This window comes from Lewinella sp. IMCC34191 (genome assembly GCF_003390935.1).
Classification (GTDB): domain Bacteria; phylum Bacteroidota; class Bacteroidia; order Chitinophagales; family Saprospiraceae; genus Neolewinella.
Genome location: NZ_QNQZ01000004.1, coordinates 419476 through 435131 on the forward strand (window position 1 = coordinate 419476; position 15656 = coordinate 435131).

At 60.8% G+C, this 15656-nt stretch carries 13 protein-coding genes; 9 read left to right on the plus strand and 4 right to left on the minus strand.

Annotated features, from left to right (window positions below; all coding sequences use genetic code 11):
• Nucleotides 1-4 precede the first annotated feature (4 nt).
• The 9 genes from DRW39_RS10865 to DRW39_RS10905 all read left to right on the plus strand — a co-directional run bounded on the left by DRW39_RS10865 (nucleotide 5) and on the right by DRW39_RS10905 (nucleotide 12161).
• Nucleotides 5-1570 carry an amino acid adenylation domain-containing protein gene (locus DRW39_RS10865; protein WP_116107052.1) on the plus strand — a complete coding sequence of 522 codons (1566 nt, stop codon included), beginning with the start codon at nucleotides 5-7 and terminating at the stop codon, nucleotides 1568-1570.
• Between the two features lies 1 nt (nucleotide 1571).
• The gene (locus DRW39_RS22240; RefSeq protein ID WP_157976051.1) at nucleotides 1572-1820 is read left to right on the plus strand and encodes an acyl carrier protein; all 249 of its coding nucleotides are present in this window, start codon (nucleotides 1572-1574) and stop codon (nucleotides 1818-1820) included.
• Nucleotides 1817-5956 (plus strand): non-ribosomal peptide synthetase, encoded by a 4140-nt coding sequence (locus tag DRW39_RS10875; protein WP_116107054.1) that lies wholly within the window; start codon nucleotides 1817-1819, stop codon nucleotides 5954-5956. Before DRW39_RS22240 ends, DRW39_RS10875 begins: the two co-directional genes overlap by 4 nt.
• A 20-nt stretch (nucleotides 5957-5976) precedes the next feature.
• Nucleotides 5977-8196 carry a TonB-dependent receptor gene (locus DRW39_RS10880; RefSeq protein WP_232830125.1) on the plus strand — a complete coding sequence of 740 codons (2220 nt, stop codon included), beginning with the start codon at nucleotides 5977-5979 and terminating at the stop codon, nucleotides 8194-8196.
• Between the two features lie 93 nt (nucleotides 8197-8289).
• The gene (locus DRW39_RS10885; RefSeq protein ID WP_198664845.1) at nucleotides 8290-8613 is read left to right on the plus strand and encodes a DUF6970 domain-containing protein; all 324 of its coding nucleotides are present in this window, start codon (nucleotides 8290-8292) and stop codon (nucleotides 8611-8613) included.
• 46 nt (nucleotides 8614-8659) lie between these two features.
• Complete coding sequence (locus DRW39_RS10890; RefSeq protein ID WP_116107055.1) at nucleotides 8660-9451, plus strand: hypothetical protein; 792 nt, start codon at nucleotides 8660-8662, stop codon at nucleotides 9449-9451.
• 79 nt (nucleotides 9452-9530) lie between these two features.
• Nucleotides 9531-10340, plus strand: a complete 810-nt coding sequence (locus DRW39_RS10895) for a DUF5694 domain-containing protein (RefSeq protein ID WP_116107056.1) — start codon at nucleotides 9531-9533, stop codon at nucleotides 10338-10340.
• Nucleotides 10341-10730: 390 nt separating this feature from the next.
• Nucleotides 10731-11087 carry an RNA methyltransferase gene (locus DRW39_RS10900; protein WP_116107057.1) on the plus strand — a complete coding sequence of 119 codons (357 nt, stop codon included), beginning with the start codon at nucleotides 10731-10733 and terminating at the stop codon, nucleotides 11085-11087.
• 78 nt (nucleotides 11088-11165) lie between these two features.
• Nucleotides 11166-12161 (plus strand): glycosyltransferase, encoded by a 996-nt coding sequence (locus DRW39_RS10905; protein ID WP_116107058.1) that lies wholly within the window; start codon nucleotides 11166-11168, stop codon nucleotides 12159-12161.
• A 49-nt stretch (nucleotides 12162-12210) separates the two neighbouring features.
• Here the strand turns inward: DRW39_RS10905 and DRW39_RS10910 are convergent, their stop codons facing one another.
• The 4 genes from DRW39_RS10910 to DRW39_RS10925 form a co-directional block, all read right to left on the minus strand.
• Nucleotides 12211-13683 (minus strand): helix-turn-helix domain-containing protein, encoded by a 1473-nt coding sequence (locus DRW39_RS10910; protein ID WP_116107059.1) that lies wholly within the window; start codon nucleotides 13681-13683, stop codon nucleotides 12211-12213.
• A gap of 15 nt (nucleotides 13684-13698) precedes the next feature.
• Nucleotides 13699-14295, minus strand: a complete 597-nt coding sequence (locus DRW39_RS10915; protein WP_157976052.1) for a hypothetical protein — start codon at nucleotides 14293-14295, stop codon at nucleotides 13699-13701.
• A gap of 48 nt (nucleotides 14296-14343) precedes the next feature.
• Nucleotides 14344-14772 (minus strand): hypothetical protein, encoded by a 429-nt coding sequence (locus tag DRW39_RS10920; RefSeq protein ID WP_157976053.1) that lies wholly within the window; start codon nucleotides 14770-14772, stop codon nucleotides 14344-14346.
• A gap of 103 nt (nucleotides 14773-14875) precedes the next feature.
• Entirely contained in the window at nucleotides 14876-15322 is a 447-nt protein-coding gene (locus DRW39_RS10925) for a transposase (RefSeq protein ID WP_116107080.1), read from the minus strand.
• Nucleotides 15323-15656: the final 334 nt, after the last annotated feature.

Below are 15656 nucleotides of genomic sequence, written 5' to 3' on the forward strand. Positions count from 1 at the left end.
CCTAATGTCTTACCTGCTATTTCACGCCATCGACCGGCACGCCGCCGACCACCCCGACCGCACGGCCTTCCGCTGCGGGAAGCAAGGCATCACCTACGCGGAATTGGCCGCCCGCACCAATCGGCTGGCACACCTGCTGATCCGGCAGGGTATCCAACGGGGCGATAGGGTCGGCATCTACCTGCCCCGCTCGCTGGAGGCGGCGGTAGCCGTGCACGGCATCCTCAAGGCGGGTGCCGCCTACGTTCCGCTGGACCCGGACGCGCCCGTAGCCAGGACCCGAGCGTTGATCGAAGATTGCGGGATCAAAGTGGTTTTCGTTTCACCTGCGCTCCGCCGCAATTTTTCCGCTTTGTTTGCCGCGCCCCACCCGGTGACCTGCGTGGTGGGCGGCGAGGTGGACGGTATCAGTAGCCTGCCGTGGAAGGCGCTCGGAGATTTTCCGGACACGCCCCCCGATCTGCGCGTACTGGGCGACGACCTCGCCTACGTCATGTACACCAGCGGCTCCACCGGCGCGCCGAAGGGCATCATGCATACCCACGCCTCCGGACTGGCCTACGCCCGCCTGAGCCGCGACCTCTACGGCGTGCGCCCCGACGACGTGATCGGCAACCACTGCGCCCTGCACTACGATATATCCACCTTCGGCTACTTCACGGGGCCGCTGGCGGGCGCCACGACGGTGATCGTCACCGACGCCCACACCAAATTCCCCACCAGCCTGCTGCAACTGGTCGAGCAGGAAGGCATCACGATCTGGTACAGCGTGCCCCTGGCCCTGCTGCAAATGCTCCGCTCCCCTACCCTGGCCGAACGCGACCTCTCCGCCCTGCGGTGGGTCCTCTTCGGCGGAGAGGTCTTCGCGCCCCGGCACCTGCGGACCCTGATGGAGCATGCGCCGAACGCGCGGGCCAGCAACGTCTACGGCCCCGCCGAGGTGAACCAGTGTACCTATTATCACCTCGACGCGGCCCCCGAAAACGACGACCCGCTGCCCCTGGGTCACGTCTGGAAGGATACCGAGACCCTGATCCTGGACGCCGTTGACGGGGAAGTGGCCGACGGGGAGATCGGTGAACTGCTCGTCCGCAGCGCCACCCGGATGCGGGGCTATTGGAACCGCCCGGACCTCACCGCCCGGGGCTTCTATTACCGCCAGCGCATCCCCGGCAACCGGGAGACCTTCTACCGCACCGGCGACCTGGTGTACCGCGACGCGGACGGCCTGCTGCAGTTCATGGGCCGCAAGGACCGCCAGGTAAAGATCCGCGGTCACCGCGTGGAACTGGAGGAAGTAGAGGCCGCCCTGGCCGCCCAGCCGGGGGTAGGCGAGGCCGCCGTGTACGTCCGCGAAACGGGCGACAACGAAAAAATCATCGAAGCCATGGTCGTAGCCGAAACCGCCGGGGGGGGTGACCCTCGTAGGTGGATCGATGCCCTGGCCGACCAACTGCCCCCACACACCGTGCCCGCCCGCATTGCGCTGGTGGACGCCATCCCCCGCAACGACGCGGGTAAGATCGACCGGCTGGCCATTCGCGCCGCGGTCAGCAAAAGCATCGCCTGATATGGAAGAACGTATACTCACCTACATCAAAACGGAACTCCTCGCCGACGAGCAGATCGACCTGACCGCCGACGACGACCTGCTGAGCAGCGGCCTCATCAGCTCCATGGCCGTCTTCCGGCTGATCGACTTCCTGGAAAAAACCTTCTCGGTACGCATCCCGCCCGAGGAAATGACCATCGATAACTTCATGACGGTCAACGCCATGAGCGACTACGTCCGCGAACGCCAAGCCGCGGCCAAGGTATGAGCGGCGGTGAAGCACTGACCCCCGCCCAGCTGGTGCTGTGGACCGGCCAGCAACTCGCGCCGGCCTCGCCGCAGTACAACTGCGTATTCACCTTCGAGCTCTGCGGCCCGCTGGACCCCGACCGCTTTCGCGCGGCTTACCGCCAGCTGGTGGCCGAGTGCGATAATATGCGGACGGTATTTCGCACCGTAGACGGTGAATTGGTGCAGGAAGTCCGGCCACAATTCACGTCCGATCTGCCCATCGAGCCCTGGCCGGATAGCCGGGAAGCCCTGGAACGCGTCATCACCCAGCGCGGGGAGCGGATCTTCCACCTGGAGGAAAACTGCTTCGACGCCGTTCTCTGGCAGCTCGCGGACGACCACCACGTCTTCTACCTCAACCAGCACCACCTCATCGTGGACGCCTGGGGCGTGAGTGTCCAGTACCGCCGCCTAGCGGATCTGTACGACGGGCGGCGGAGCGCAGGTAAACCACCTTCCCAAGAACTTCCTTCCTTCCGGAACTACCGGCAACAATTGCCCGCCGATGCGGCACCCCTTCCCGAATACTGGCAGCGGGAGAAGCAGTCCGTTCCCCCCCGACTCTTCGGCCGGACCAACACGGGAGGGGTGTCCCGCTCCCCCCGCCTCCCCGTGCTGCTGGACACGGACCGCATGGCCGCCCTGGAGGCATTGGCCGACCGGAAGGACGTCCGCCACTGGACCCGTGACATGACGGTCTACAATATCCTGTCGAGCCTGTTGGTCGCCTACGTACACCGGGTAAGCGGCGCCAGCGAAATCACGCTCGGGACGCCGGCCTCCAACCGCAGTACCCCCACCGAACGGCTGCTGCCGGCCCAGCTGATCGAGATGCTGCCGCTGTATAGTGCCGTCGAGGAAGACGATACCCTGCTGACCCTGCTGGCACGCATGCGCGTCAGCACCAATGAATTTCTGCGTTCCGCCCGCCCCGGCGTGGTCCGCCCGGAACTTTCGGGCTCCTTCAACGTGGTGCTTAACTATATCTCCGCCTATTTCGGACCCTTCACCGACGAGACGGATTGCCACACGCTGTGGCGCTCGCCCGGGCACGCGGACCCCGGCCACCACCTACGGCTGCAGGCCCACGACCTGGATGCAAGCGGGCAGCTCATGCTGGAGTTCGACCTGAACGAAGCCGTGTTTCCGGAAGCACTGCGCGGGGAGATTCCGGAGCAGTTTCTACGGCTCTTCGATGCCCTGGTGGACGAACCGGAGACCGCCATCGCTGCGGTCGATATCATCGGCGAGGCGACTAGCCGGAAGCAGTTGGCCGCGGGGCTGGGTAAGCGGACACCGGACGAAAACGGTTCCGTCCTGGGCCGCTTCCGTACAATGGCTGGTCTCCACCCGGATTCCGTCGCCGTGGAATATCCCGATGGCAAGCTTTCCTACGCCGAACTGGACGAGCAGTCCGGGCGGCTAGCCGCCTTCCTGCAGCAACGCATCAAGGCACCGGGCCAAAACGTCGCCCTCTTCCTGCCCCGTTCCGCCGATTTACTGGTAACGATGCTGGGATGTTGGAAAGCCGGGCACACCTACCTGCCGCTACCGACCGATCTGCCCAAGGAGCGGCTGGCACACATCCTACAAGAGACGGACTGCGCGCTCATCCTCACCGACCAGACCCGCTTCCCGCGGGTGGAGGCTTACCGACTACCTACGGTGCTGCTCGACGCCGACCGCACGGCCATAGCCCGCCACGAGCCGCTGACCGACCGGCCGGAGGAAAGCAGCGACCTGGCCTACATCATGTACACTTCCGGCAGTACCGGCACCCCGAAGGGGGTTGAGGTGGGTCACGCTTCCCTGGCCAACTACATCGCCTACGCCCGCCGGCGCTACGTAAAGACCGCGCAACCGGTCTTCCCGCTCTTTACCACCATCGGTTTCGACCTGACGGTGACCTCGCTCTTTACGCCCCTGACCTGCGGGGGGCGCGTCGTGGTCTACCCCGAGCCCGCCCCCGGCACGCCGGACCTGGCCGTCGTGCGGGTCATGGACGAGGATCGCTGCGACGTGGTGAAGCTCACCCCCTCCCACCTGGCACTGCTACGGGGCCGTGATTACCGCACCGCCCGTTTGCGTACGCTGATCGTGGGCGGCGAGCAGTTTCCGGCCGACCTGGCGCGGGAAGTGAGCCAGCATTTTCCGGCGGAGATGGCGATCGTGAACGAATACGGCCCCACCGAAGCCACCGTCGGGTGCATTGAAACGACCTACGACCCCGCACGTACCGAGCTGGAGGCCGTCCCCATCGGTTTCCCCATCGATAATACCGAAGCGATCATCCTGGACAACCGGCGACAACTCGTCCCCAACGGCGTAAGCGGTGAACTCTACCTCGGCGGCGACTGCCTCGCCCGCGGCTACCACGGTCGCCCGGACCTCACCGCGGAACGCTTCGTGGATCACCCCTACCGCCCCGGGGAACGACTGTACAAAACCGGCGACCGTGCCCGCCGCAACACGCGGGGGGAGATCGAATTCCTCGGCCGCAACGACCGGCAAACGAAGTGGCGGGGCTACCGCATTGAACTTGAAGAGGTAGAACAGGCGCTGACCGCCCACCCCGGCATCTCGGCCGCCGCCGTCGAGCTGGTGGACCCGACCGCCTGGTCGCAGGCGCCCGTCGACCATTACTGCACCAACTGCGGGCTGCCGGCCAACTACCCGAGCGCCTCCTTCGACAACGAGGGGGTCTGCCAACTCTGCCGGGGCTTCGAAGCCTACGAGGCGAAGGCGAAGGCCTACTTCCGCACCCTGGATGATTTTCGGGCCATCTTCGCCGACCGGCCCAGCCAAAACAGGGCGGCGTACGACTGTATCATGCTCCTCAGTGGCGGTAAGGACAGCACCTACGCCCTCGGCCAGCTGGTCGAACTCGGGCTGAAGCCGCTGGCCTTCACCCTCGACAACGGCTACATCTCGGAGCAGGCGTTGGACAACGTGCGGCGAGTAGCCTCCGACCTGGGTGTCGACGTTCACTTCGGCAGCACGCCGGCAATGAACGAGATCTTCGTCGATAGCCTGCACCGCCACTGCAACGTCTGCAACGGCTGTTTTAAGACTATTTATACGCTGGCCACCCACTTGGCGCTGGAGAAAAATATTCCCTATATCGTCACCGGCCTGAGCCGCGGGCAATTCTTCGAGACCCGCCTGACGGAAGAATTATTCTGGGAAGACCGCCACGCCGAGGGCAGCATCGACGCCGCCATCCTGGAGGCCCGTAAGGTCTACCACCGGGCCGACGACGCGGTACGCGACCTGCTGGACACCTCCGCCTTCGACACCGACGAGGTCTTCGAGCGGGTCCGCTTCCTGGACTTCTACCGCTACACCGACGCGACGCTCGATGAGATGTACGCCTATCTCGACCGGCGCCTGCCCTGGGTACGTCCCACCGATACCGGCCGCTCGACCAACTGCCTGATCAATCAGGTCGGCATCTACGTGCACAAGAAGGAAAAGGGCTACAACAATTACGCCTTCCCCTACAGCTGGGACGTCCGCATCGGCCACAAGGAGCGGGATGCCGCCCTGGAGGAGATCAACGAGGAAGTAGACACGGATGCGGTAGAGCGCATCATGGGCGAGATCGGCTACCGGACGCCCGGTGAAAACTACGACCGGCGCCAGCTGGTGGCCTACTACTCCGGAGGAGACGGTCTGACCCCGGCCGAGATCCGGGAGCAACTCGGGCGGCAACTGCCGGACTACAGCATTCCCCAGCTGTTCATCCCCCTGGCGGAAATGCCGCTCACCGCCTCCGGAAAGATCGACCGCCGCGCCCTGGCGGAACTGGGGGCCCGCCCACCCACCGAGGCCGTAGCCTTCCTGGCCCCGGAGGGGGAGATCGAAGAACTACTGGCCGACATCTGGCAGCGGGTACTGAACCTGGACCGCGTCGGCCGCCACGACCGCTTTATCGACCTGGGGGGGCACAGCCTGACGGCGATCCGGCTCTCGGCCCGCATCAGCGAAGCCTTCGAACTGGAGGTACCCCTGCACCGGGTCTTCGAATTACCGACCATCGCCCTTCAGGGGGCATACCTGGAAGAAACCCTTACCCGCTTATTAGCCGGGGCCGAAGGGGACCAATTTGAATAAGCATTTGACCAACCAGCACTATGACCATGCGCACACTCTTTACCATTATGCTTGCCTGCCTCGCCGTCGGCCTCACCGCCCAGACGGTAGAGGGACGGGTGCTGAGCGCCGACCGTAGCCCGATCATCGGGGCCTACATCATCCACCTCAATTCCGAACACCATACCCACACCAACGAGCTCGGCAACTTCATGCTGGACGGCGTGAGCCCCGGCGACAGTCTGCAGGTGACCTACCTGGGCTACCGGGCGCAAATGATCGAGGTGTCCACCACCGATGAACCGCTGGAGGTGGAAATGGAAGAATCCTTCTTCGACCTGGACGCCATCACGGTCCGCCCCGATCTGCGGTCGCTGAACGTGGCCACCGACATCGACTCCCGGCTGCGGCCGGTGAATTCCGCCCAGGACATCCTCCGCCGCGTGCCCGGCATGATCATCGGCCAGCATGCGGGAGGCGGCAAGGCGGAGCAGATCTTCCTGCGCGGTTTCGACATCGACCACGGTACGGACGTCGCCATCTCCGTGGAGGGGATGCCGGTGAATATGGTGAGCCACGCCCACGGGCAGGGTTACGCCGACCTGCACTTCCTCATCCCGGAGACCATCGAAAAGATCGACTACGGCAAGGGACCCTACTACGCCGACCAGGGCAACTTCGCCACCGCCGGCTACGTCGATTTTTCCCTCAAGGACAAGCTCGACCGCTCGTTGCTCACCGCCGAGTTCGGTTCCTTCAATACCCTGCGCGCCGTCGGCCTGTTTGATCTCCTGAACGGGGAACGCAGCAGTGCCTACCTGGCCACCGAATACATCCTCACCGACGGCCCCTTCGAGTCCAGTCAGCACTTTAACCGGCTCAACCTAATGGGACGCTACACCACCGAACTCCCGGGGGGGAGCCGCCTGTCCTTCCTGGCCAGCCACTTCGAAAGCAAGTGGGACGCCTCCGGGCAGATCCCGGTACGGGCCGTCGAAAGCGGGCTTATCGGCCGCTTCGGCGCCATCGACGATACGGAAGGCGGCTTTACCGGCCGCACCAACCTGGCCGGCGAGTTCCTGCGGGTCGTGAACCGCAACACCTTCGTTAAGACCAACGCCTTCTATTCCCGCTACGACTTCGAGCTGTTTTCCAACTTCACCTTCTTCCTGGAGGATCCGGAGAACGGCGACCAGATCCGCCAGCACGAAGACCGCGAACTCTTCGGTTTCAAATCCGAGGTCAACCACAGCTTCAACACCGCCGGCGGCGAGGCGACCCTGAAGGGCGGCATCGGCCTGCGCTACGACAACAACGACGACGTAGAGCTCAGCCGCACCAAGAATCGCAACGAACTGATCGAGCGCCTGCAGTTCGGCGACATCGACGAAAGCAATCTCTACGCCTACGCCAGGGCCGACTTCGAGTTCGGTGACCTGCTCATCAACCCCGCCGTACGCCTGGATCACTTCGTCTTCAATTACGTCGACAAGCTCCAGACCAACTATGACCGGCAGGAGCAGCGTAAAACCGCGGTCAGTCCCAAGCTGAACTTTCTCTACACCCTCAACAACCGGACCCAGCTCTTCCTGAAAACCGGCGTCGGCTTCCACGCCAACGATACCCGGGTGGTGCTGGACCAGTCGGCCGCCGAGATCCTCCCCGCAGCCTACGGCGCCGACCTGGGCGGCATCTTTCGCCCCACCGGTCGGCTCTTTCTGAACGCCGCCCTGTGGTATCTCTACCTTGAGCAGGAATTCGTGTACGTAGGAGATGCCGGCATCGTGGAACCAAGCGGTGAAACCCGCCGCCTGGGTATAGACCTGAGCGCCCGCTACCAGCTGACGGACTGGCTCTTCGCTGACGCCGACGTCAACTACGCCTTGGCCCGCAGCATCGCCGAGCCGGAGGGGGCCGACTACATTCCGCTGGCGCCTGACCTCACCAGTTCCGGCGGCCTGAACGTGCTGAACGACCGTTGGACCGGCGGTATCCGTTACCGCTACGTCGGCGATCGTCCGGCCAACGAAGACAACTCCATCATCGCCGACGGCTACTTCATCGTGGACGCCAACGTGAATTACAACATAGGTCCCGTTTCCCTGGGGCTGGTCGTAGAAAACGTACTGGACGAGGAATGGAACGAAACCCAGTTCGCAACGGAGTCCCGGCTTATTTCGGAAACCGAGCCCGTGGAAGAGATACATTTCACCCCGGGTACGCCCTTCTTCCTGCGGGGGGTGGTGCGCTATAAGTTTTAGGGCGACGCAGGTATTTAGGAGAACTTTAAGGAACGTAAGCTAACGGCAGCCGGCGCCATGCCGTCTTACCCCGCTGAACCTACTTAATACATCATGCGGTATTCCCTGTTCTTTGCGCTGCTCCTGTTTTTCGCCTGTGACAAAGAGGACTGCACCCCCCAAATTCCGTCCTGCGTTCTCGACCGCCTGCTGGACGAAAACCAACTGCCCGTTATTCAGGTAGAACGGTGGGATTTTGATGGGCGGGCGCACTACTATTTCGTGTCCGATTGCTGCGACATTCCTAACGTTTTATACGACGACGACTGTGAAGTGGTCTGTTCTCCCGACGGTGGGATAACCGGCCGGGGCGACGGAAACTGCCCCGACTTCCCCGACGATTTCGAGCGCACCGTGATCTGGAGTAAGTCCGAATAATTGTGTTAGCGTGCATGGTGGCGGGGTCGAAAGAAGTTTAAGCAATATGAGCGGCCCCGCCGACCACCCTGACACCCTGACCCTCGACCAGCTGATCGACCTCCTGGAGGATGCGCACCTGCACCCTCCCGAAACCGTGGTCGCTGCGTGGGCGGAGCTGGACCGGCGCGGCGTCCCCCGCCGGGAGATCCTGCAACATCGCCGCGATCGGGCTTCCACGATGGAATTGCACAAGCGAACGCCCCGCGTCTGGATGACGGAAGCCGCTCCCCTAACCGCCCTTCCACGTCCCCGGACCAATGACTACCCGGGCCGCAGCGATATCTACATCAGTACGGAGTCCATCCTGACCGGACTCACGATCCTGATGGGGCTGCTGGCCTGCCTGCAGATCTACGGGCTGTTCTTTAGCGGACTCATCCTGCTGCGCCCCGCGGAATCGGTGGACCCCATTACCCTCTACATCACCCTCGTCGGTTGCGGAGCGACCGTTTTCTGCCTCCTGGCGGCCCTGCGCTTGTGGCAGCGACGCCGTATCGGATGGGTCCTGACCTTTGCCTACCTTCTCTTTCAGTGGTTGACGCCGGTCTGGGAGGTCATCCGCTACACCCTACTCGGCACGACCGACGTGCAGGCGGCCCGTACCGGCCAGCCCTCCTGGTATCATTCCGTCGAATTGTTCCTGGTGGGTAGCCTGCTTTACGGTCCGGCCCTTTACTTTCTGGTCCGTCCCGGCGTGCGAAAACTGTTCAATGTCCGGGAGGGGGCGGCAGTGCGCACGTTATTGGTCACCTGCGCGGTGTTGGTCGCCTTCAAACTGCTCTTATTCGGCGGCTAAAGGCATAGGGCGGCGGAGCGCAGGTAAAAAGCGGTTGCGGAAACCGATTTCCTTCCAAAGAGCTCCTATCTTGTCACCTATGCGGTATTTCCTGATGGCTATATGCTTTCCCCTGTGGTTGTCGGCTCAATCCACCGATGATCCCATTGAGGTCATTTTGCTGGGTAGCTTTCACTTCGGTGCCACATCGGATGCCAACAGCACGCCCTTTCCGGATCTTTTTTCCGCGCGGAGGCAGGCGGAACTGGACACCCTGGCCGCGCGCATCGCCCAGGCATCACCCGACCGGATATTCATCGAGCGTATCGCGGAACGGCAGGCTGAATTCGATAGCCTGTTCCATCTTTTCCGGGTGGGCCAGTTGGTAGACACCACCGTCATTCGGGGGGAAGAAATTCAAATTGGTTTTCGCATCGCACGGGAGGCCGACCTTCCCGGAGTGGTTTGCGCCGATGTCAAACAGGAACTGCCCTACGACCGCATTCAGGCCTTCGAGACGGAACATGCGGATGCGGAGGCCCCGCCCTTTTTCTCAGGGCCTTACCCCTTCACCGATACTTCCCGCACCATTCGTCTGGCGGATATGGCGCTGACGGGCTACTACGTGGCGCTGAATGACCCCTACCACCGTAAGCGTATTCTTTACGACTACCTGCACTACGCCATGGCCTATGTAGACGGGGACGACTTTACCGGGCCCCAATTTACCGCAGCCCTCTACGAGCGTAACCTGAAGATATTCGCCCGTATGCTGGCGGCAATCGAACCCGGCGACCGACGGATCGTGGTCCTTTTCGGCAGCTCCCACACCGCTTTTTTGCGTCAGTTCTTTGTAGACCATCCGGCGTTCCGGGTACTCGAGTTGGCTCCTATCCTGAAAGCATCGTAAAATGTCTTAGGCTGGCCGTTCTGATTTATCAGGCTCGTTCGACATAGTGATGTACATGTTAGGCTTTTTAGTTCTTTTTCACTCCACGGGTGGCCCAGCCGAACAGCCCGGCAGGGACAAACTAGCGGCCATGCTCGAAGGGGGGAGAATTGGATGAGGGACATCGCGAAGCGGCGTCATTTCAAATCCAGTGAAGCCCTCGAAGCTGAGGAACGCCTGGTCCTCTCCGACACTATGGCCACCGACTGCCCCTACACGGAGATCAAGAAATAACCAATGGGTTCGCCGTCGTCAGCGCCGCGAACCGCGCAGACGGCGTTTGGCTGACCCGGCAACCCGCGATACGCGGCTTCATGCCGGCTAAACGGAAAAACCTGATATTAAGGCACCATGGCATTCGATGAGCGACAGGCGGATAGGATACGAGAGGCCTTACTACAGGAAGGCACCGTTTTTAAGGAAAAGAAAATGATGGGCGGGCTGATCTTCCTGGTAGATGACAAAATGTGCTGCGGACTCCACACCGATAAGGCTACCGGGGAGGGGCTGTTGATGGTTCGACTGGATCCCGCGGACGTGGCCCGGGAAAGCCGGCGACCCGAATGTTCCGTGGTCGAATTAGGGGGCAGGAGGATGCGTGGTTTCTTGCGGATCCGGGACCTTAATGCCCTTACTCACGATGCCTTGTCCGATTGGATGATCCGGTGTTTGGCCTATAATCCGCTAGCGAAACGAAGCAAAAAATAGCTGCACAACGGACTTCCTTACCCCCTTCGGGTGGCAAACTTGCCGGGCCGGAGCAGGTTTCATAGAAAACGCTACTGCTTGCGCGACCTCGACGCCCGTTCCGAACATACGCTTATCTGCTGCCTCGACTGGGGGCTGGGACACGCCGCCCGTAGCCTGGCGCTGGCCCGGCAACTGCAGCAAGAGGGCTTGCGAATAAGCTGGGCCAGCAGCGGACCCGCCGCCGAAATGCTGCGGCATGAGCTTCCCGGCACGGACATTCACGAACTCCCCCCCTACCGGGTTCGCTACGACACTAAATCCATGGTGTTCAATGTGGCCAAACAGGCCTATTACTGGCGCAAGACCATTCGGGCGGAAAACAAGGCAACCGCCAAACTGGTAGCCGACCTGGGCATCGACCGGATCATCTCGGATAGCCGCTTCGGATGTTACCACCCGGGGGTGCATTCCGTATTTCTGAGCCATCAATTGCACCCGATCACGCACTTCGCGCCCGCCACCCGGGTATACCGCTGGCAGCTTGCCAAATTCGACGAGTTCTGGGTGCCGGACGATCCGGGGCACAACCGCCTGAGCGGCAAGCTTTCCGATCCCGCCGGCTACGAAAATGTACTCTTTATCGGTTCCCTCCCGCACATCATGCCCCGGGAGGGAGTGGACGATTACGACCTCTTGGCTCTGTTATCGGGGCCTGAACCCATGCGGACCCGGCTTGAAGAGATTCTGCTTCCGCAACTGGAGCAGCTCCCGCACGCTTCCCGTATCGTTCGGGGTTTGCCCGCTACCGCTAAACCCCTCGATACTTCCCTGGAGAGCATCAATTTTACCGATACGGATACCCTTTCTCCCCTGCTGACGGCCGCCCGCTACGTCATTGCGCGGCCCGGTTACTCGACGCTGATGGACTTACGGGCGCTGAATAAGAAAGCCATCCTGATCCCCACCCCCGGGCAGACCGAACAGATGTACCTGGCCCAACGTGCGCAATTACAGGGTTGGGCGGTAGCCGTTATGGATCAGGATAAACTGGACGTGAAAAAATCACTGGAACGGCTGATGCAAACGGGCTAGGGTCGGAAAATCGGTTTTTCCGTACTCGAGGCTACTGACCGATGCATGACTACCGCAAGCCCTGCAGGGCCTCTTTCATCGCCAGGTAATGCTCGCGGGCGTTCACCACTTTGGGCGGGGCGGCCCTTACCTGACAATCTTCGATGGGGCACCGCTCACAAGTCGTGTTCACGATCACGCGGGGCAGCGCGGGGTCGTCCAGGAAGGCAATTTCCTCACGCACGGTATCGGTGATCAACAGGCCGAGGGTAACGCTCACGTTCTTACCCGGTCTGGGGTAGTCGGTACGGGCCAGGGTAATGCAGAGGTATTCGTCGTCCGTCCCGAAGTACTTACTCCGCTGGGCTTCGATGCGGAGATCGTTATCCGGTTCGGCGGAGAGACGGTGCAGCAAGTTGATGCTGATCCATCGCCGGCAATAGTGCTCAAGCAGTCCGTTCTCGTGGGGATGGTGGCGGCGGCTGAGGTGCAGTTCCTTGTCGATTACGAAGTCATCGGTACCGCGGTCGTGTACAAAGCGCAGGAAGAACAGATCCCGCATGCCGAAAAATTCCGGGATCACGTTGGTCAGCCGGTGGTAGAACATCTCCGGGGTGGCGTTGAAGCGCAGCATGAGGTCGCGAAACGCCATCATGTCCCAGCTCTTCCGCTGGAAAAATTGCCGCAGTTCCGCAATGAAGGGGTGGAGAGGCAGGTGGAGCGCGACACTGAAGTAAGTGGCCTTACTATGATTAAGCACTTCCTCAAAGACCCGGCCCCGCAGAATACTGCTCGTATTGGCGCGCTCCTTCAGTTTCAGGTAATTGAAGGCGATCTCCTTACCGAACTGGAAGCCACGTTGTACGGGACTGAGTTTAGCATTCAGCAGTAGCCGGCCGGAAGAGGGAACGTACACGGACCGCAAGCCTTCCAGCGCGGGCTGGTCGTCCAGGCCGTCGGGGACGATCTCATAGCCGTAGCGATCCTCCAGCAGTTCGCGGAGAATACGGGGCGGCAGGGGCCGGATAGTGGGTAGGTTGTGCTGCTCGGTGAAATTCTCTACGGCCTGCTCCAGCTGGGGGAAGTAATTGGCGTTGAGCTCCAGGTAAGAGCGCAGGGCAGCGAAATAAAAATTCTCCTCCCGTAGGGCATAGCTGCGACTGATTTCCAGGAGCGTGCTGATGAATGCTCCGACCTGCAACGGCGCCGCGGCGATGATCTCGGCTACCTTGCTGAGTTCGATGCCGAAGAGTTCGAGCGGAAGTTCGTTTAGAAAATTGGACTTGAGCAGTTCGCTTACCGGCGCCAGTTCGCGCCCCAGGTCGTCGTTGGATAGTTCGTCCGCCGTTGTTCCCAGCGCGACGGCTAGCTGATGCACCTTATCGCGTTTGGGAAACTTTTTTCCTTTCTCGATTTCATTCAGGTAGGAAAGGGAAATCCCGGTCTGTTTCGACAACTGATCGAAACTGAAGCCTTGCTGCAGACGCAATTGCTTGACTTTCAGTCCGAAAATGATACGCTCGTTGGCGGTTTTTGCCCTCATTGGGGACAATTTACATTACTCCTTCCACTCCAGGCTCTCTACGATCCGGAAGATGTCCTCCTTTACGTATTCGACTACGGGGGCAAGGGAGTCGGGATCGACGCGCGTATCGAAGTAGAGCGCACCCCGCAGGAAGTGATCGGTCGTATCGGTCAGGAAAAACTGGAAGGGGCTGGCCGCCGGACCGGCGATATCGAAGGCCACGCCGTGGACATCGGCCGCATCGCGGTGAATGACGGATTCCTCTATGTTACTGGCCCGCTGATTATGCACGCCAACCAATTGGAAAGCTTCGTCGCGTAATTCTTCCCACTGATCGTAGGAATCTACCGGATAATAGCTGAAGTGAATGGTACCGTTCAGGGCGGGGGACAGCTTCAGATCGAACCAGCATGGATCGGCCGGTGCCTCATCGAAGAAGTTGGTTTCCTGCACCACTTCGGAAGAGGCAGGACGCTCGAAGGTAAATTCGCAGTAGTCAGCGGCGAGCGGTACGTACGACCGTTCGGGATAAACTACGCGGGGATACGAGCGCGGCTTCGGGACGGGGGGAACGTCCTCCGCACAGGTCAGCACGAAAAAGGGGAGGCAACAGAGCAAAAGCAATCGCATACGATGCTTAACGCCCCGAACCTCCCTTCGGATTGCCACGCGGCCGGATTACTTCCAGTCGCTGCACATGGTGGTACCCGCATCGGTCTTCAGAATTACCTGACGGCGAATCGTGTCTCCCTTTTCTACGGAAAGCATATAGCGGCCGGCGGGGAGCTCGTCGATGGACAGGCAAACCCCATAGCCATTATGGTTCTTGATCCGATCGCTGAAAAACTCGGTTCTGTTGTTCAGATCCGTCAGTCTAACGATCGTACGCTCCTGTTCCAGGTTTGCGAGGGTGATCTCCAGCCGGCCCTCTTCGATGAGCGTACGGGTGATGAGGGGTTCTACCGTGGTAGCCGTTGCGACGGCGGGAGCGGCAGTAGAAAGAGCTAAAGCAAAAAGCAGGGATTTCATGGTCGATGAATTGTGGGTTGATGGATTGTAACTGAGGTAGTTACGTTGAATGACGCTAAGGTGAGGGAAGCGTTGCACCACCCACGAATTTTCACGATATTCCAAGGCGGTTTATCGACGAATCCGGTGTTCTACCCCCGAATTACGGGGTCCTACCCACCCAAATCATCTGAATTTCCCCTTAATCCACGTAGCGGGAATCGTATTCCACCCCGTTTTCCTCCAGCAGATCGACCACTTCCTGTAGGGAGGACTTCCTCCGGTGGTGATTCTCCTGATTCATCACATAGTTGATCAGATTGGGCAACGCTTCCGGTGCATAGGTAAAGGCCGCATACCCCCGCTGCCAGCGATCAAATTTTGGAAACAAACCGGCCTCCTTTATATGCGACGTAGCCCCCAGTTTCACGTCCTTCACCAGGTCCGACACCGCCACCGACGGATGTACGGAACACACGATGTGCAAATGGTCCTCTACCCCACCCACGCGATAGGGAAAGCATTTCTTATTCTTCAGGATCCCACAAATGCATTTAAATAGTTCTTCCCGCCCCGGCTTCGTGAGCGTGGGTTGCCGGTACTTCGTCGCGAAAACGATCTGATAAACGGTTGAAAAGTAGGCGTTCATTTTTTTTTGCGCAAAGGAGGGCTGCGCCACTCTAATAAGATGAGAGTGCGGTTAAATTTTACCCTATCTCCTAAATTCTTCCGCATCCCGGGAACAAGGTTCGACCGCGCTGCGGTCGCGAGGGATGTTTCGCCCACGTGGCGTGGGGTCGCAACCCCACGCCAAACAAGGTTGAACCGCGCTGCGGTTCGTAGTCGCCCCCAAGACGGGAGTGTTTACTGAACTGTGTCTGGGTTAAGAATTTTCTTTTGGCCCTAAGTCTTTTCTTTACCCGCCGGCCCTCAAAAGCGCAGCGGGCCGGTGGGTAAAGAAAAGACGTTTGCGGGCTACAGCA

Coding starts and splice junctions, on each gene's coding strand:
- DRW39_RS10900 (WP_116107057.1), top strand. CDS start 10,731: ATGGCATTCGATGAGCGACAGGCGGATAGGATACGAGAGGCCTTACTA.
- DRW39_RS10880 (WP_232830125.1), top strand. CDS start 5,977: ATGACCATGCGCACACTCTTTACCATTATGCTTGCCTGCCTCGCCGTC.
- DRW39_RS10865 (WP_116107052.1), top strand. CDS start 5: ATGTCTTACCTGCTATTTCACGCCATCGACCGGCACGCCGCCGACCAC.
- DRW39_RS10875 (WP_116107054.1), top strand. CDS start 1,817: ATGAGCGGCGGTGAAGCACTGACCCCCGCCCAGCTGGTGCTGTGGACC.
- DRW39_RS10910 (WP_116107059.1), bottom strand. CDS start 13,683: ATGAGGGCAAAAACCGCCAACGAGCGTATCATTTTCGGACTGAAAGTC.
- DRW39_RS10925 (WP_116107080.1), bottom strand. CDS start 15,322: ATGAACGCCTACTTTTCAACCGTTTATCAGATCGTTTTCGCGACGAAG.
- DRW39_RS22240 (WP_157976051.1), top strand. CDS start 1,572: ATGGAAGAACGTATACTCACCTACATCAAAACGGAACTCCTCGCCGAC.
- DRW39_RS10915 (WP_157976052.1), bottom strand. CDS start 14,295: ATGCGATTGCTTTTGCTCTGTTGCCTCCCCTTTTTCGTGCTGACCTGT.
- DRW39_RS10890 (WP_116107055.1), top strand. CDS start 8,660: ATGAGCGGCCCCGCCGACCACCCTGACACCCTGACCCTCGACCAGCTG.
- DRW39_RS10885 (WP_198664845.1), top strand. CDS start 8,290: ATGCGGTATTCCCTGTTCTTTGCGCTGCTCCTGTTTTTCGCCTGTGAC.
- DRW39_RS10895 (WP_116107056.1), top strand. CDS start 9,531: ATGCGGTATTTCCTGATGGCTATATGCTTTCCCCTGTGGTTGTCGGCT.